The 15,968-nt window shown below is 68.0% G+C and carries 16 protein-coding genes and 1 rRNA gene; 6 read left to right on the forward strand and 11 right to left on the reverse strand.

The features are described 5' to 3' along the window. From LZ199_RS22720 to def, 3 genes are all read right to left on the reverse strand, one after another. Window positions 1-122: ribosomal RNA gene (locus tag LZ199_RS22720) — 16S ribosomal RNA — on the reverse strand; the annotation flags it as partial. Between the two features lie 701 nt (window positions 123-823). After that, entirely contained in the window at window positions 824-1,525 is a 702-nt protein-coding gene (locus tag LZ199_RS22725; RefSeq protein WP_253995838.1) for a sterol desaturase family protein, read from the reverse strand. 24 nt (window positions 1,526-1,549) lie between these two features. After that, the gene (def, locus tag LZ199_RS22730) at window positions 1,550-2,059 is read right to left on the reverse strand and encodes a peptide deformylase (protein ID WP_253995839.1); all 510 of its coding nucleotides are present in this window, start codon (window positions 2,057-2,059) and stop codon (window positions 1,550-1,552) included. Between the two features lie 107 nt (window positions 2,060-2,166). Between def and LZ199_RS22735 the strand changes: the two genes are divergently transcribed. Continuing rightward, window positions 2,167-2,649 (forward strand): nuclear transport factor 2 family protein, encoded by a 483-nt coding sequence (locus LZ199_RS22735; RefSeq protein WP_253995840.1) that lies wholly within the window; start codon window positions 2,167-2,169, stop codon window positions 2,647-2,649. 6 nt (window positions 2,650-2,655) lie between these two features. Here LZ199_RS22735 and LZ199_RS22740 read toward each other — a convergent pair whose 3' ends face one another. Together LZ199_RS22740 and LZ199_RS22745 are read right to left on the reverse strand one after the other, a co-directional pair. Continuing rightward, on the reverse strand, window positions 2,656-3,093 hold the full coding sequence (locus tag LZ199_RS22740; RefSeq protein ID WP_253995841.1) for a hypothetical protein: 438 nt from the start codon (window positions 3,091-3,093) through the stop codon (window positions 2,656-2,658). Continuing rightward, the gene (locus LZ199_RS22745) at window positions 3,090-3,557 is read right to left on the reverse strand and encodes a MarR family winged helix-turn-helix transcriptional regulator (RefSeq protein WP_253995842.1); all 468 of its coding nucleotides are present in this window, start codon (window positions 3,555-3,557) and stop codon (window positions 3,090-3,092) included. The genes LZ199_RS22740 and LZ199_RS22745 overlap by 4 nt, the downstream gene beginning before the upstream one ends. Window positions 3,558-3,684: 127 nt before the next feature. Here LZ199_RS22745 and LZ199_RS22750 point away from each other — a divergent pair, with 127 nt between their 5' ends. Next, window positions 3,685-3,855, forward strand: coding sequence for a hypothetical protein (locus LZ199_RS22750; RefSeq protein WP_253995843.1), 171 nt, complete (start codon window positions 3,685-3,687; stop codon window positions 3,853-3,855). Window positions 3,856-4,046: 191 nt separating this feature from the next. Here LZ199_RS22750 and LZ199_RS22755 read toward each other — a convergent pair whose 3' ends face one another. The 3 genes from LZ199_RS22755 to LZ199_RS22765 all read right to left on the reverse strand — a co-directional run bounded on the left by LZ199_RS22755 (window position 4,047) and on the right by LZ199_RS22765 (window position 6,556). Beyond that, entirely contained in the window at window positions 4,047-4,634 is a 588-nt protein-coding gene (locus LZ199_RS22755) for a hypothetical protein (RefSeq protein WP_253995844.1), read from the reverse strand. Window positions 4,635-4,787: 153 nt separating this feature from the next. Continuing rightward, window positions 4,788-5,405, reverse strand: coding sequence for a DUF2378 family protein (locus LZ199_RS22760; RefSeq protein WP_253995845.1), 618 nt, complete (start codon window positions 5,403-5,405; stop codon window positions 4,788-4,790). 38 nt (window positions 5,406-5,443) lie between these two features. Continuing rightward, window positions 5,444-6,556, reverse strand: a complete 1,113-nt coding sequence (locus tag LZ199_RS22765; RefSeq protein WP_253995846.1) for a 3-oxoacyl-ACP synthase III family protein — start codon at window positions 6,554-6,556, stop codon at window positions 5,444-5,446. 534 nt (window positions 6,557-7,090) lie between these two features. Here LZ199_RS22765 and LZ199_RS22770 point away from each other — a divergent pair. Beyond that, entirely contained in the window at window positions 7,091-8,788 is a 1,698-nt protein-coding gene (locus LZ199_RS22770; protein WP_253995847.1) for an MASE1 domain-containing protein, read from the forward strand. A 352-nt stretch (window positions 8,789-9,140) separates the two neighbouring features. On the opposite strand, the gene LZ199_RS22775 is transcribed toward LZ199_RS22770, so the two are convergent. The 3 genes from LZ199_RS22775 to LZ199_RS22785 form a co-directional block, all read right to left on the reverse strand. Then, on the reverse strand, window positions 9,141-9,671 hold the full coding sequence (locus tag LZ199_RS22775) for a hypothetical protein (protein WP_253995848.1): 531 nt from the start codon (window positions 9,669-9,671) through the stop codon (window positions 9,141-9,143). Between the two features lie 845 nt (window positions 9,672-10,516). Next, window positions 10,517-11,134, reverse strand: a complete 618-nt coding sequence (locus LZ199_RS22780; protein ID WP_253995849.1) for a vegetative protein — start codon at window positions 11,132-11,134, stop codon at window positions 10,517-10,519. A gap of 160 nt (window positions 11,135-11,294) precedes the next feature. Beyond that, window positions 11,295-11,483: a hypothetical protein gene (locus LZ199_RS22785; RefSeq protein ID WP_253995850.1), complete on the reverse strand. Its 189-nt coding sequence runs from the start codon at window positions 11,481-11,483 to the stop codon at window positions 11,295-11,297. 199 nt (window positions 11,484-11,682) lie between these two features. On the opposite strand from LZ199_RS22785, the gene LZ199_RS22790 reads away from it, so the two are divergent. The 3 genes from LZ199_RS22790 to tkt all read left to right on the forward strand — a co-directional run bounded on the left by LZ199_RS22790 (window position 11,683) and on the right by tkt (window position 15,939). Further along, the gene (locus LZ199_RS22790; RefSeq protein WP_253995851.1) at window positions 11,683-12,531 is read left to right on the forward strand and encodes an AAA family ATPase; all 849 of its coding nucleotides are present in this window, start codon (window positions 11,683-11,685) and stop codon (window positions 12,529-12,531) included. Between the two features lie 3 nt (window positions 12,532-12,534). Then, window positions 12,535-13,743, forward strand: coding sequence for a vWA domain-containing protein (locus tag LZ199_RS22795; RefSeq protein ID WP_253995852.1), 1,209 nt, complete (start codon window positions 12,535-12,537; stop codon window positions 13,741-13,743). Between the two features lie 135 nt (window positions 13,744-13,878). Beyond that, entirely contained in the window at window positions 13,879-15,939 is a 2,061-nt protein-coding gene (gene tkt, locus LZ199_RS22800) for a transketolase (RefSeq protein ID WP_253995853.1), read from the forward strand. Window positions 15,940-15,968: the final 29 nt, after the last annotated feature.

A 15,968-nucleotide genomic window follows, 5' to 3' on the forward strand; every position in this document is an offset into this window, starting at 1 on the left:
TTATCCACGTGTTACGCACCCGTGCGCCGCTCTACTAAGGGTTGCCCCTATTCGCGCTCGACTTGCATGTGTTAGGCACGCCGCCAGCGTTCGTTCTGAGCCAGGATCAAACTCTCCAATTTTAATTCGAAGGTTGAACCGGCGTCAGTCGGGGTCCGGCTAAGGAACCCCAACTCGCTGATTCACTGCAGGCACTGCTGGTATGCGCTTCTCAGCGCTCCCTTGCTGGTGCCTTCTCAAAGATTGACTGTGGTTTCCGCAATCCTTCTCTTCTTCTTGGGCTTGCTATTTGGTTTTCAAAGACCGAGTCGCTTGTTTCAACCGCGACTTCCTGCTACCCTGCCGCCGCCTTCAACTTCTTTCCGGCGTCAGCGGGGCGCCTCTTCTATTTCATCTTCGCGTCCCCGTCAACCACCCAGTTTCGCTTTTCTTCTTCGCTGCTTCCCGAAATCCCCAGCGCCGCCCAGTGGCTTCCGCTGCTTCTTTCGGGAGGGCGGCTTTTATCACCACCGCACCCTGGATCAACCTATTTGGTTGGCTCCGTCTTCTTTCCTGCGTCCGCCCCGGTGAGTTACCGCGATCACCGTTTCGGCCAGGGGGCGCGGCTTCTATCACCGCCGCGTCCCAGGTCAACAACCTTCGTCGACCGTTTACTTGCCCCGTCCGTTCGCCGTCAGGTGCCGGGGCACCAAGGCGTCGAGCAGGGGTCCAGTTACTACCTCGTCACTTCTCGTCCGTCAAATACCGGATGTTCGGTCGCGGGGATTTATCCACCGTCCCCCATTTCGAGAACCCCCGACGCCCCGGGAAGGCTTCCTCGGCCTCAAGGGTCGCCGCGCCGCCCGCCCTCCGACGTTGGAGGCGAGGCCAGGGTCCCGAACAACCAGTCCGAGAGCGGAACGGTGATGTTGAAGTTCCACCGGCCCATCTTGGAGGGGTCGTGGTGCACCTGGTGGTGTCGCCGGAGCCAGATGAGCGGCCGGAGTCGGGCCAGCCGGTGCTCGGGCGGCAGGTGGTGGCAGAAGTGGAGCCACTCATAGGAGAGGTAGTAGCCCACCACCGACGCCACGAAGAGCCAGCCCGCGTTCCGCGTCGACGCGAGGAAGGTGAGGACTCCCAGCGGCGCTGCGACAGCTCCCAGGAAGAAGAGGAGCAACACCGGCGGGAAGAGCACCATCTTCACGTCCCGGGGTGACTCGTAGGCCAGGGCGTCGTGGGTGAAGAAGCGGTGGTGCTGCTCGGTGTGGCGCTGGAAGAGGAGCCCCAGGCCCCGCCTCCTATGGTGCATGGGCCCCCGGTGCCCCAGGAACTCCACCACGTTCCCCAGCAGGAAGACTCCTGGGACGGTCAACCACTCCCAGGGACGCACCGCCTCCACTCGAGAGAGCGCCAGCAGGATGACCGCCAGCGAGCCCAGGCTCGTGAAGGCGAAGTGCGCCCGGCCAGAGTAGCGGGGACCGACGTGCTCGCCGCGGTACTGCTCGCGGAAGGCCGTCACCCGCTCGGGAATGGTGCCAGGCGCCACATGCCCTCCTTCCAGGCAGGCCGCTCAGCTCTCCTTCTGCCGGGCCTTCATCTTCTGGAGCTTCTTCATCTTGTCCAGGATGAGCGTGCGCTTCAGCCCGGAGAGGTGGTCCACGAAGACGTGGCCGTCCAGGTGGTCGATTTCGTGCTGGAGGACGTGGGCCAGGCGCCCCTCCGCCTCCACCTCGTGCCACTCCCCCGTCCTGTCCTGGTAGCGGACCTTGACCTGGTGGAAGCGGGGGCACTTCTCCCACTCTCGCGGGACGGAGAGGCAGCCCTCCTCCAACGTCACCTTCTCCTTCTTCTCCAGGATTTGTGGGTTGACGATTTCGAAGGACGTTCCGTCCTCACGCCCCACCAGGGCCACGCGCAGCGACTCGCCCACCTGATTGGCGGCGATGCCGATGCCTTCGGCTTCCTTCATGGATTCGGCCATCTCCTCCAGGAGCTTCTGGAGCGAGGGTCCGAAGTCCGTCACGGGCTTCGTGGGCGAGGTGAGGACCTTGTGCGGCCAGATGACGATGTCGCGAGCCATGGGCCGCAATTTGCCATGTGCCCCCCTCCCGGTGCCACGCCGGAACACCTTGGGTGGGACTCGTGAAGCCCCAGCATGGCCGAGCACAGGTCTGGTAGACCTCCGGCATGCACCCGCACTCCCAGCTCATCACCGACTTCTACTCAGCGTTCCAGCGTCGCGACGCGAAGGCCATGAACGCCTGCTACCACCCGGACGTCGAGTTTTCCGACGCGGTCTTCCTCGGCCTGCGCCACGGGGGAACCACCGCCATGTGGAGCATGCTCGTCGAGCGCGGCAAAGACCTGGAGGTCACCTTCCGCGACGTCCAGGCCGATGACCGCACCGGCCGCGCCCACTGGGATGCTCGCTACACCTTCGCCACCACCGGCCGGAAGGTCCTCAACCGCATCGACGCGGCGTTCGAGTTCCGCGACGGGAAGATTGTCCGCCACCAGGACAGCTTCGACTTCTGGACCTGGTCCCGACAGGCCCTGGGCCCCGCCGGACTCGTCCTCGGCTGGACGCCCTTCCTCAAGAACAAGGTCCGCTCCCAGGCCCGCCGCACCCTGGACAAATACATGCGGGACAACAACCTCACGGGCCCCTGACTCCCGCTACCGGGGCGCGCTCCCCGGTCTCAGCGGCTTCAGGTCCGGCTCCACCCAGATTGCTCGTGCCTCGGCGGAGTCCAGGGTCGCCTTCTGGTAGTGGCTCGCCAACAGCCTCGCGTCGGCCAGCTCGGGGCTCGCCTCCAGCAACGCGTCCAGGGACGCGCTCCCGGGCGCCGCGTCCATCGCCCCCTGGACCAGCTCCGCCCAGCCCCGGGTCATCGTCTCGTGGTACTTGCCCGTCGCCCCGAGCGCCGTGGCGTAGCTCCGGATGAGCCCGCGCAGGCGCGCCAGTCCCCCATCGAAGCCCTCCGCTCGCAGACACAGCCAGGCCAACCGCAGATGCTCCCGGTGACGGAAGTGCTCTCCTGGCCACGTGGCCGCCTCCACCGCCGCGAGGAAGTCCGCGTCCGTGTCTCCCACGGGGTCCCGTTGCTCGCTCATGATTTGGCCACCTTCTTCTTCGAGCCCGATTTGCGCGCCGGTCGGGCCTCCCGGTCCACCTCGGCGAGGGCCTCCAGCCCCGTCGTGAGGCCCTCCACGTCCTCATCCCCCAGTCGCTCCAGCACCGCGGCCTCCAGCACCTCCAGGCGACGGTGGACCCGGGTGGCCAACGCCCGGCCCGTGCCCGTCAACAACACCTGGAACGAGCGCCGGTCCTCCGGTCTCGACTCCCGCTTCACCAGCCGCTTCGCCTCCAGCCGGTCCATGTAGCTGGTCAGCGTGGAGCGCTTGTGCGCGAAAGCCTGGTGCAGCTCGCTCAGCGACGTGTCTCCCGCCTCCAACAAGTAGGCCAACAAATGAGCCTCCCCCTGCGAGAGCCCCAGAGGAGGCTCGACGGCCTCCAGGAACAGGCCGATGCGGTGGGTGGCCCGGTGCACTTCCAGGACGAATCGGAGCCGCTTCATGGCCACAGCATAACAATCGCTCCGTTTTCGGAATTTCCGAAAGCGGAATGAATCGTCCGCCAGTAGACCCACGCGCCCGTATCCCCCGAGATGCCCTTTCCTCCGGACAGGACTCCGAGAACGTTCCGTGGACGTGCTGGACCTCTGGCTCCTGGAGGTCGCACTGGAGTTGCCGACGCGCCTCCACCTGCTCGCGGCGTCAGCCTCCGCGGCTGCACTCAACATGCGCGATGCCCCTCGCTTCTCCCACGAGGAGCTGTGCGAGCGCCTGGCCGCTCTCGCCGGGCGTCTTCTATGAGCACCCGGACGGCATGGCGGAACGCTTCACTCCGGACGCGATTTCAACGTCGCTCCTCCGGTCCGACCTGGCCGCTCCGCATGTCTTGGATGTTGCGACGAGGCGCACCTCGCGCGCCAAGGGCTCGGCCACCCGACCTGGCTCGCGTTGCGGCTTCGGCCCTTCTGGGAACTCTCTACTGACAGGGCTGCTCAGGGCATCGGGGCCTTGGCTCCGGCGGCCTTCGGGGCTTCGGCACGGTACACGTAGAGCGTGTAGTTCGAGCCCGTCGCATAGCCGGGCAGCTTCCCCGGGTTGAACACGCTGGTGCTCGACACCGTGCCGCCCGCGTAGCCGCTCGGCAGCTCCACCAGCTTCAACGCACAGCCCGCCAGCACGAGCCCCGCTACCGGGACGTCGTTGCTCACCAGCGTGCACGTCCCCGACGCCGTGAAGCTTCCCTCCGGCAGGTTGAAGCGCATGTGCGCCGGGATTTGCTGCCCCGCCGGGAAGCGGGTGTCCGTGATTCGCAGGCACGCCGTCGCCGTCCCCACGCTCTTCTCACCCCGGCTCACCCACTTGCCGTCGCGCTCGCGGCTCTTCGGCACGTAGATGCTCGCGCCCAGCTTCACCGTCGTCTCGAACGGCGCCTTCGCGCACACCGCCGCGTCCGGGGGCTTCGTCGGGTCCTCCTGCGTGCGGAACTGGTAGACCTCCTCCTCCGCGGCTCGCGCCTCGGACGCTCCCGCCAGCACCACCCACGCTCCCAGCACCACCGCACCACCGTGCCACCGCGACATAGGCTGCTCCCTTTGTTCGAGCCTGCGGAGCCCCGCGCGCAATCCGGCCTCACGTGCCGACAGACCCGGCGCTCCGGCTGACCTCCGCCGCGAGAAACTCGATGCCCCGGGCGCGCACGGCCCCTCCGTACCGCGCGCGCCTGGAGGCCGCTGCTACTGCCAGGACAGCGTGTACTCGGCGTCGAGCGGACCCGTCTTCTTGCCGCTCACGTGCACCTGCTTTCCGCCCATCGCCTCGATGACCGCCTGGAGCACACCCTCGTGATAGGCCGGCGTCATGAAGTCGCGCTTCATCGTGAAGACGCCACTCGTCTCGCTCGTCCACTTCACGCCGCGCTCACCGTAGCTCACCGCCGCCCGGTAGCCCGAGTGCAGGTTGCCCAACATCCGCTTCGGGCTGTTGCCCGCCAGCAGCAACAACGTCTTGCCCGCCGCCGAGGACAGGAAGTCCGACGTCGCCTGCACTCCCATCCTCCGCAACGCCGGGTCGAACCCACCCAACTGCGGTCCCATCACCTGCGCCGCCGTGAAGGACAGCCGCAGGAACGCCGCCACCGGGTAGTTGAAGAAATCGATGTACTTCTTTTCGCCCGCGACGGCGAGGCACCGCTGTACCGCGCCTTCGCCACCAAGCACCTTCACCGCGCCAAGCACGCCATTGAAAAACAGGCCTCGCGCGGTGTCTTCTCGCGTCGCCAACGAGACGCGTTCCTCCAATTCGCGCGCGAGGTGAGGCTCGAGCGCGTCCGACGGCTGCTTCATGTCTGTCATCAAACGGTGTCTCCACGGGGGAAGGAGGCACTCGAAGTTTACAGCCGAATCAGCTGGGCGCCGTAGTGGATATTCGCTCCAACGGCCGCCACCAACACAATGTCCCCCGCACCCAGTCGAACGCGACCCGCCTCCAGGTCCTCCGCCAGCAGGATGAGCATCCCCGCCGCCGACGTGTTTCCATACAAGTCAACATTGCAAGCGACCGCTTCCGGCGACAGCCCCGCACGCGACACGAAGGCATCCATCACCCGCTTGTTGGGTTGGTGAAAGTAGTACCGCTTCACCTCACCCTTCAGCTCGGGTCTGGGACTCAACACCGTGTCGAGGCACTTCTGCATGTACTCCGGGTAGCTGCGCGCCACGCGAAACCCATCCACCACGAAGGCCATGTCCGCGGGCCGAGACCGACCCGGCTGGTAGGGGAGCTTCAACAACCCGCCTCCCTTGCGGATGACCAGGTCCCCGTGCGCGTTGCCCGAGAACGACGCGAGGATGCCCGCTCCGGCCGGCGCGTCCTGCTTCGCCTGGAGCACCACCGCGCCCGCCCCGTCCCCGAACACGTACATGGAGAGGTAGCCCTGGAGCGTCTTGGACCGGCCCGGCCCCGGAGGCAGCTCGTCCAGGTACACCTCCCGGTTCACCAGCGGCGACGTGAAGGCCGACGCCACCACCGCCACCGTGCGGAAGCGGCCCCCGTCCATCATCTTCTTCACCAGGTCCAACACGTACGTCGTGCCACCACACCCGTCGTCCACCACCAGCGCGAAGGCGTCCTCCCTCAGCCCCAGCCGGTGGTGCAACTGCATGGCGTCGTGGTTGAAGTGCGGCGCATCCGGCGTGCACGTCACCACGAAGAGCGCGTCCAGCTCCCCCGCGTCCACGCCCGAGCTCGTCAGCGCCTTGCGCAGCGCCACCTCGCACATGTCCGTGTTCGTCGCGGGATAGACGTGGCCATCGTCCTCCGGCGGAGGCACCGCGCGCCCCGTCGCCTCGTCGATGTCCCACAGGAAGCGCCGCTCACGGATGCCCAGCTTCTCCTCGATGCGCTCCGCCGGCCACCCGGGGATGGCTCGTGCTATCCGCGCATTGCTCACCCGACGCGATGGAACGAAAGCCCCGGCTCCGACGACACAGACATTGGGTGTCATTTCATGGCCTCGTCTTTTCACCGCCACGCCGGATGGGAGGGATTCCCTGGCCCGTTCTGTCGAGCAGGATTCACGCCAGAAACGAAGCCCTTGAAATGACGGTCCATTTCGCGAGAAGCGGCTTCACCTTTGAATCCCCTGATGCCCTTCCAACCGGGCAATCCCCTGGATTTACTGGGGACATGGCTCTGCTTCAATTTTGAAGCACTTTGCGACACTTCCGAAGTCCCCCCGGCGATACATTTACTTTCCGTGCGCGACGCCTCCACTCAAGGCGGACGGAGCGCTCAGGGAAACCCCTGTGTTGCAAGTGATTGCGCACTCCCAGTGCCGAGACATCCACGACCCACCCCGTTGCTACGTGCGTGGACGCCCGGTGGTTTTCAGCTCGAACCGGTAAGCCGGGGTCCTCCGTGAGGTCGAGTGCTTCCCGGAGCGCGCGGGCCCGTGCCAGTCTCCGCCGACCGAAAGGCGTCGGAACCCACCGCCTCGTCGCGACGACGCATGTCCCGAGCGAGGCCCGACGAATGGGACGTGCCCTCGCTCAAGTCCTACCCCCGCCGCTGGCAGCCCCTCATCCGACTCGTGCTCTTCGTCGGGGCCTATGCGCTCGGCGTCCGGCTGGGCTCGGTGCTCGCCTTCCCTCCCCACCTGGTCTCCGCCATGTGGCCCCCCAGCGGCGTGGCGCTCGTGGGGCTTTTGCTCACCCGGCACCGGGAGTGGCCGCTGCTCGTGCTCGGCGCCATCCTGGTGGAGCCGTTCGCCGTCCACGACGCCCACCTTCCCGTCACCTCCGCCGGCTTCGTCGTCGCCACCGGCAACCTGCTCGAGGCCATGGTGGGCGCCGTGCTCCTGCGGCGACTGGTGCGCATCCACCCCGCGATGGACCGCGTGCGGGACGTGCTGGGACTGGTGGGGCTGGCCGCCCTCGGCAGCACCCTCATCAGCGCCAGCCTGGGCATGGGCTTCATGCTGTCGAACCAGCGCATGGCCGCGAGCGACTTCTGGCCCTCGTGGCGCGTGTTCTGGGTGGGCAACGCCATGGGCGTGCTGCTGGTGGCGCCCCTGCTGCTCACCTGGCTGTCGCGGGGACTCGACGGGTGGAACCGGCAACGACGCCTGGAGCTGGCCGCGCTGCTGCTGCTGCTCGGGGTGGCCACCCAGTGGGTGTTCAGCATGCCGCCCACCGCGGCGCCTCCCGCCACCTTCCACCCCGTCACCTACCTGTCCTTCCCCTTCCTGCTGTGGGCCGCCCTGCGCTTCGAGGCCCGGGGCACCACCATGGCCACCGCGGTGATGTCCACGCTCGCCCTCTGGCACACCGCCCACGGCAACGGGCCCTTCGCCCAGTTCGCCTGGCACAACGACAGCCTCACCTTCCTCCAGTCCTTCCTCGCCGTCGCCAGCGTGTCCGGACTGCTGCTCGCCAGCGCCCTCAGCGAGCGACGCCGCGCCCAGGAAGAGGTGAGCCACCTCAACCAGGAGCTGCGCCAGTCCCTGGAGACGCTCGCCGCCACCCAGGCCACCCTCGTGCGCCGCGAGCGCATGGCCGCGCTCGGCGAGCTGAGCGCCACCGTGGCCCACGAGGTCCGCAATCCCCTGGGCGCCATCTCCAACGCGCTCGCCGCCATCCGCCGACTCGCGCCCCAGACGGCCACCGGCCCTGCGGGCACCCTGCTCGGCATCATGGATGAGGAGGTCCAACGCCTGGACCTCATCGTCAATGACCTGCTCGACTTCACCCGGCCCATGGAGCCACGGCTGCGGGCCCAGGCGCTCGGGCCCGTCGTCGAGGGCGCGCTGACCGCGTCCCTGCGCTCGGGGCCTTCGGGCATCAGCGTCTCACGCGCCCTGGACGACGCGCTCCCGCCCATCGACCTGGATGCCCACCTGCTCCACGTCGCCCTCACCAACCTGTTCACCAATGCCGTGCAGGCCATGCCCTCCGGCGGCAACCTCGTCACACGAATCGAACCGGATACCCGCGCCGGGACTCCTCACGCGCGGCTCACCATCTCCGATACCGGGCACGGCATCGCTCCCGAGGTGCAACAGCGCATCTTCGAGCCGTTCTTCACCACCCGCGCCAGCGGCACCGGACTGGGGCTCGCCATCGTCCGCCGCATCGTCGACGGACACCACGGCGAGGTCACCGTCAACAGCACCGTCGGACAGGGCACCACCTTCACCGTGTGGCTGCCGTGCGCCAGCGGGGTACAGGCCTCCGTCTGAAGATGTGACGGTCCTCCTCGCGAGGTCTCTTGCGGCAAGCCGGGCTCGATGGGCGCACAGCGCTCCGCCAGGTGACGGGCCGCCTCTCGAGGTCGTGGGAGAAGTCGGGCCCGACGTGGCGCGCAGCGCTCCTCCAGGTGATGGGCCTCCTCTTGAGGTCGTGGGAGAAGTCGGGCTCGACGGGGCGCACAGCGATCCGCTCAATGGAGCCAGGACTTCGAGACACGGCGCGGACGTCCTCACGCCTTCCGTGTTCGACGCGCTCGAGACGGTTCGGACACCGTGGCTCGCACGGTGTCCGTGTCCCGTCCCGCGAGCACCCCTTGAACAGGGTGCCCGCTACACCGCTTCTTCAGAACGGGATGTTGTCGTCGTCGCCCGGGGGCGGAACGTCGTCCTGGTAGCCGCCACCGCCACGACCGCCGTAGCCGCCACCACCACCGCCGCCACCACGGTTGTCGTAGCCCTCGCTGCCGCCGCCTCCGCCACCCTGCTGACGCGCCATCTCCGCCTCAATGGCCGCGAGCAACTGGCGCTCCTTGTCGTGCCAGCGCGACTTGCTCGGGTCGTTCAGCGAGCGGCGCGCGCCATTCGCGTAGAACTCCAGGTCCTGCATGCTCGCGCCCACCACCGGAGCACCCTTGCTGCGGCCGTAGTTCGGGAGGAGCATTCCGTCCCCTCCGCCACCACCACCGCCTCCACTCGGCGCCGCCGCGCGACGAGGCGCCGCGGAGGCCGCATCCGGCGTCCCGCCGATGGACAGCTCGCCCATCTTCAGCGTGAAGCCTTCTTCATTCTTGAACGCCGTGCCGACTCGCACCTGCTCGACGCGCCCATCGGGGCGCCGCACCGCCACGGTGACTGGATAGCCTTGCTCACTCATGGCGCCCGAATCCCATCACCAGCCCCACACTGTCAACGGGAGCGCGCACTCGCCTGTCCGCCATCCACATGCCCGCCTGGATGACGCGCTTCCGCCCTCGCGAACCGGGGGTCCGGCGCACGCCACCTCGCCCGTGGCGGCACGCTCCGGACACACCTTCAGCAGGGGCGCGGCACGCCCATGCGCGTCCTCGGCCTTGCACCCGAGCACATCGCCGCACAGCCGCGCTGTTCCTGGCCTGGTCCCCAGGCACCCCGCCTCACGGTTCCACCTCGCTCGGCATGACACCTGAGCGCATCGACGCAGGGCTCCACCGCGCTCGGCTTGGCACCTGAGCACATCGACGCAGGGCTCCACCGCGCTCGGCCTGGCACCTGAGCACATCAACGCAGGGCTCCACCGCGCTCGGCCTGGCACCTGAGCGCATCGACGAATGGCTCCGACGTGCTCGGCTGGCACCTGAGCGCATCGACGCAGGATTCCACCGTGCTCAGCTGGCACCTGAGCGCATCACTGCATGGCTCCAGCGTGCTGAGCTGGCACCTGAGCGCATCACTGCATGGCCCCAGCGTGCTGAGCTGACACCTGAACGCATCACTGCATGGCCCCAGCGTGCTCGGCTGGCACCTGAGCGCATCGACACAGGGTTCCGGCGTGCCCGGCCTGGCGCGCCTCCGGCTTCGAGGCAGGGCGCTTGGACAGGAGATGCTCGCACTTCGAATACACGCCTCGCGCAGCGGCCCTTCTCGGGGACACTCAAGCGAGGCGGAGGGCTCCCTCACTTCGGGAGCCCACGTCGAATGGACCGCGAGCTGGAGCGCGAAACCGCCGCGATTCAGCTACCGCTACGCCATCCTGCCCTTCTTGCCACGCGCCGCCGCCTTGGACCGGGACGCTCCACGCGTCGCGGCCACCGGCTGGGCCTCCTGCAGCGCCTTGCTCGCCGCACGACCGCGCGGCAGCTTCACGTCCTGCACCGACTGCGGCCGGGCGTCATCCACCCACGCCGTCGGACGACGGTCCGTGCGCATCAGCAACCGCAGCTTCTGGTAGTGCGCCGAGCAGTACCCCTTCGAACGGCTGGGGCGCTTGCAGCCGATGATGGCGCACGAACGCGAGCCATCCGCCGTCTTCGCACCACGCGCCACCGCTGCCGGCGCCTTCGCCGCGCCCCGCGTCGCCACCAGCGGCAGCTCCACCTGCGCCGCCGGACGACGACCGGGCTTGCCACGCTTCGCCGCCGGAGCCGGCAACACCGCCGCCTGCCGCGTCGTCGCCGCGGGACGAACTCCCGCCAAGGCTCCCAACCGGCTGGTCAGCGGCGCCAACCGGAACGTCACTGAACGCAGCATGTCCAGGGCCTCAAGGCCCTCCTCCAACCGATTCACCGCCTGCTGCAAAGGCACCAGCTGGGACTGCAGCTCGCGCCGGAACATCTCTCCAAGCTCATTCGCAATGGACATGTGCCGGGAGGATATACGCCGTCCTGGGTTATCGACAGGAAATACACTGCACGACGCGCGCCAACGGTCATCTCCCGAGCGATTTCCGGCCGCCACCCGTTCCCCGAGGTTCTGCGCTCAAAAGAGCACTCAGACCGGGGGGCACCCTGAAACAGACGTATCAACCCCGGCCGTGGGGCAGCACGACGGTCTCCCCGGGCTCGGGCTCCTCCGCATGGGGCGCTCTCGAAGCCTGGGTCTCCACCGTCGCGGGGCGCTCGGACAGGTGGGCGGTCGCCGTCGGGCAGGAGCGCACCATCGACGAGAGGGCCCACACAAACAACAGCGTGACGACGAACGGGTGACCCACGACGAGCTCCTCCAAGCATTCGGATGCCCACCCAGAACGCGACTGGCGGGATTCCTTGGACCCGGTGGGATACGAATGACCATAGGCAAAGGGTCTGACGTGCCCTGGCGGGAGGGCCAGGGGCCCGCCGAGCAGCCCCCTCCCAGGCATGCCCCCAGGGCCCCCGCGGCGACGCGACGGATGTTAAAGGAGGCAGGACATGACTCCGGCCCCTCCTTCCGTCCGCTTCCGAGGCACCGACTCCTACCTGACCCACGAGGGCCTCCAGGCCGCCGTCAACTGTGCCCTCACCCTCCAGCGCCCCCTGCTGGTGAAGGGCGAGCCCGGCACCGGCAAGACGCTGCTGGCGGAGGCCATCGCCCAGGCCCTGGGCCACAAGCTGCTCACCTGGCACGTCAAGAGCACCACGCGCGCGCAGGACGGCCTGTATGTCTACGACACCGTGCAGCGCCTGTATGACTCGCGCTTCGGCGACGGCGACGTGCGAGACATCCGCCGATACATCCGCATGGGCCCCCTGGGCGAGGCGTTCTCCGCCCCCGAGCGCGTCGTGCTGCTCATCGACGAGGTCGACAAGGCGGACCTCGAGTTCCCCAACGACTTGCTCCACGAGTTGGACCGGATGCGCTTCCGCGTCACGGAGACGAACGACGAGGTGGCCGCGAAGCACCGCCCCATCGTCGTGATTACGTCCAACAACGAGAAGGAGCTGCCGGACGCGTTCCTGCGCCGCTGCGTGTTCCACTTCATCGACTTCCCCGACGCGGAGCTGATGCGCCGCATCGTCGATGTGCACCACCCGGGGCTCGACGCCGCGCTCGCGGACCAGGCCCTCAAGGTCTTCTACGAGCTGCGCGGCTTCACCCGCCTGCGCAAGCGGCCCTCCACCAGCGAGCTCATCGACTGGATTGCCGTGCTCAAGGCCCAGGGCGTGAGCGACTTGAAGCTGGACGAGAACCTGCCGTTCCTCGGCGCTTTGCTGAAGAAGGAGCAGGACCTGGTCTCCGTCGCGGAGGCCTTCGGACGCGGCCGGCGCACCCGGGCCTGAGCCATGTTCCTGCCATTCTTCTACGAGCTGCGACGACGGGGCGTGAAGGTGGGCGCGCAGGAGGCGCTCGCCCTCGCGGGTGCGCTGAAGGCGGGCCTGCATGACAGCAGCCTCGACGGCTTCTACCACGTGGCTCGCGCGCTCCTGGTGCACTCGGAGACGCAGCTGGATTCGTTCGACCAGGCGTTCCTGTCCCACTTCCAGGGCGTGGAGACCGCGGGCCTGGAGCTGACGCAGGAGCTGATGTCCTGGCTGGAGGAGGCTCGCGACCGGCCTCAGTTGACGCCCGAGGAGATGGCGCTGCTGGAGGCGCTGGACCCCGAGGAGATTCGTCGCCTGTTCGAGGAACGGCTGCGCGAGCAGAAGGAGCGGCACGACGGCGGCAACCGGTGGATTGGCACGGGAGGCACGTCGCCGTTCGGCAACAACGGCTTCGCGCGCGGGGGGATGCGCGTCGGGGGCAAGGCCGGCGGCAAGCAGGGCATGGCGATGATGCAGGCGGGGGCTCGCAGGTACGCGGGGTATCGCGATGACCTGGTGCTCGATACACGGCAGCTGGCCGTGGCGCTGCGCAAGCTGCGCGCGTTTGCTCGCGATGGGGCTCCGGATGAGCTGGACATCGACGAGAGCATCTCCGCCACCGCTCGCAACGCGGGAGAGCTGGAGGTGGTGACTCGGCCTCCGCGCAGGCCCAACACCCGCGTGGTGCTGGCCATGGACGTGGGCGGCTCCATGGACCCGTATGCGGCGGTGATGAGCCGGCTGTTCTCCGTCGCGAGCCAGGCGACGCACTTCAAGGAACTGCGGACTTATTACTTTCACAACTGTGTGTACGGGAAGCTGTACGCGACTCCGCAGCTCACGGGTGGAATGACGGTTCCGGAGCTGGTGGCGCAGGTGGGCCGGCACCACAAGCTCGTCATGGTGGGCGATGCATCCATGGCCCCGTATGAGCTGGCCATCCGCACGGACGCCGAGGGGCGATACAAGGCGGATGGACAGGAAGGGCTGACGTGGCTGATGCAGCTGGCCCAGCACTTCGAGCGCAACGTTTGGCTCAATCCGGAGCCCATGGGCTCCTGGCGCTCGGGGTCCATTGCGATGATTGCCCAGGTGTTCCCCATGTTCTCCCTGACGGTGGAGGGATTGGGTGAGGCGGTTGCGCACTTGACTCGAGGGCGGACCGTGAAGGGCGCGGCGGCGCGGCGCTGAAGTCACTCCCGCCCTCCTTGGGGGCGGGGAATTCCCGAGGCGCGTGGACTGCAGGACGGCGAGCAGGCGAGGACTCTCGTTTCGTGCGGCGCACCGGCCCCAGTTACGGCATGGTGCGCCCCACGAGAGGACCTCATGACGACCGACAATCAGCAGGACGTGCTGAGCATCAACACCATCCGCACCCTGGCCATGGATGCGGTACAGCAAGCCCACTCGGGTCACCCGGGGGCTCCCATGTCCCTGGCCCCCGTCGCCTACCAGCTCTGGCAACAAGAGCTCCGGTATGACCCGTCCCACCCCATCTGGCCCGACCGCGACCGCTTCATCCTCTCCAACGGCCACGCGTCCATGCTCCTCTACGCCCTGCTCCACCTGGCAGGCGTCAAGCGCGTCACCCGCGACTACAAAGTAGAAGACGCCCTCAGCGTCTCGCTCGAGGACATCCAGAAGTTCCGCCAACTCGACTCCGCCACCCCCGGCCACCCCGAGTACCGGTGGACCAGCGGCGTCGAAACCACCACCGGCCCCCTGGGCCAGGGTGTCGCCAACAGCGTGGGCATGGCCATCGCCAGCCGCTGGCTCGCCGGCCACTTCAACAAGCCCGGCTTCGAGATGTTCTCCCATGACGTCTACGCCATCTGCGGCGACGGCGACCTCATGGAAGGCGTCGCCTCCGAGGCCGCCTCCATCGCCGGCCACCTCCAGCTCCCCAACCTCTGCTGGCTCTACGACTCCAACCACATCTCCATCGACGGCAGCACCGACCTCGCCTTCACCGAGGACGTGGGCCGCCGCTTCGAGGGCTACGGCTGGCGCGTCCTCCGCGTCCCCGACGCCAACGATTTGACCGTCCTCGGCGAGTCCCTCCACGCCTTCAAGACCCTGCGCGGCAAGCCCACCCTCATCATCGTCACCACCCAAATCGCCTACGGCGCCCCCAAGCTCCAGGGCTCCTCCAAGGCCCACGGCGAGCCGCTCGGCGACGAGGAGATCAAGGGCACCAAGCGCAACTACGGCTGGCCCGAGGACGCGAAGTTCCTGGTCCCCGAGGGCGTCCGCGAGCGCTTCCAGGAGCGCATGGGCGCCCGCGGCAAGTCCCTGCGCGAGGCGTGGGACGCTCGCTTCGTCGAGTACCAGAAGCAGTTCCCCGAGCTCGCCGACGAGCTGACCCGCATGCAGCGCCGTGAAGCCCCCAAGGGCTGGGACTCCGAGCTGCCCACGTTCCCCACCGACGCCAAGGGCATGGCCACCCGCGAGTCCAGCGGCAAGGTGCTCAACGCCGTCGCCAAGAACTACCCGTGGATGGTGGGCGGCTCGGCCGACCTCAACCCGTCCACGAAGACGTACATCAACGGCTCCGAGTCCATGAAGCCCGGCGACCTCTCCGGCCGCAACATCCACTTCGGCGTGCGCGAACACGCCATGGGCTCCATCGTCAACGGCCTGTGCCTCAGCAAGGTGCGCGGCTACGGCGCCACGTTCCTCATCTTCAGTGAGTACGAGCGCCCCGCCATCCGCCTCTCCTCCCTGATGGAACTGCCCGCACTCCACATCTTCACCCACGACTCCATCGGCCTGGGCGAGGACGGCCCCACCCACCAGCCCGTGGAACAGCTCGCCAGCCTGCGCGCGATTCCGGGCCTCATCGTCCTGCGCCCCGCCGACGCCAACGAAGTCGTCGAGGCCTGGCGGGTCATCGGCCAGCAGAAGAGCCACCCCGTCGTCCTCGTCCTCACCCGCCAGCCCGTGCCCACCGTGGACCGCTCCAAGTACGGCGCGGCCTCCGGCGTCGCCAAGGGCGGCTACGTGCTCGCGGACGCCGAGGGCGGCAAGCCGGAGCTCGTCCTCATCGGCACCGGCAGCGAAGTGGCCCTGTGCATGGACGCCCACGACAAGCTCACCGCCGAGGGCATCAAGTCCCGCGTCGTCAGCCTCCCCTCGTGGGAGCTCTTCGAGCAGCAGCCCCAGGAGTACCGCGACAGCGTCCTGCCTCCCTCCGTGCGCGCCCGCGTCGCCGTGGAGAAGGGCGCCGCCTTCGGCTGGGAGCGCTGGGTCGGCTTCGATGGCGGCATCGTCGCCATGCGCAGCTTCGGCGCCTCCGCCCCCATCAAGGCCCTCCAGCAGAAGTTCGGCTTCACCGTCGACAACGTGGTGAAGGTGGCCAAGGCCACCCTGGCCAAGTCGAAGGCGTAGCCACCCGCGCGCTCCTCGAGGCGCCGCTG

This window comes from Myxococcus qinghaiensis (assembly GCF_024198215.1).
GTDB lineage: Bacteria > Myxococcota > Myxococcia > Myxococcales > Myxococcaceae > Myxococcus > Myxococcus qinghaiensis.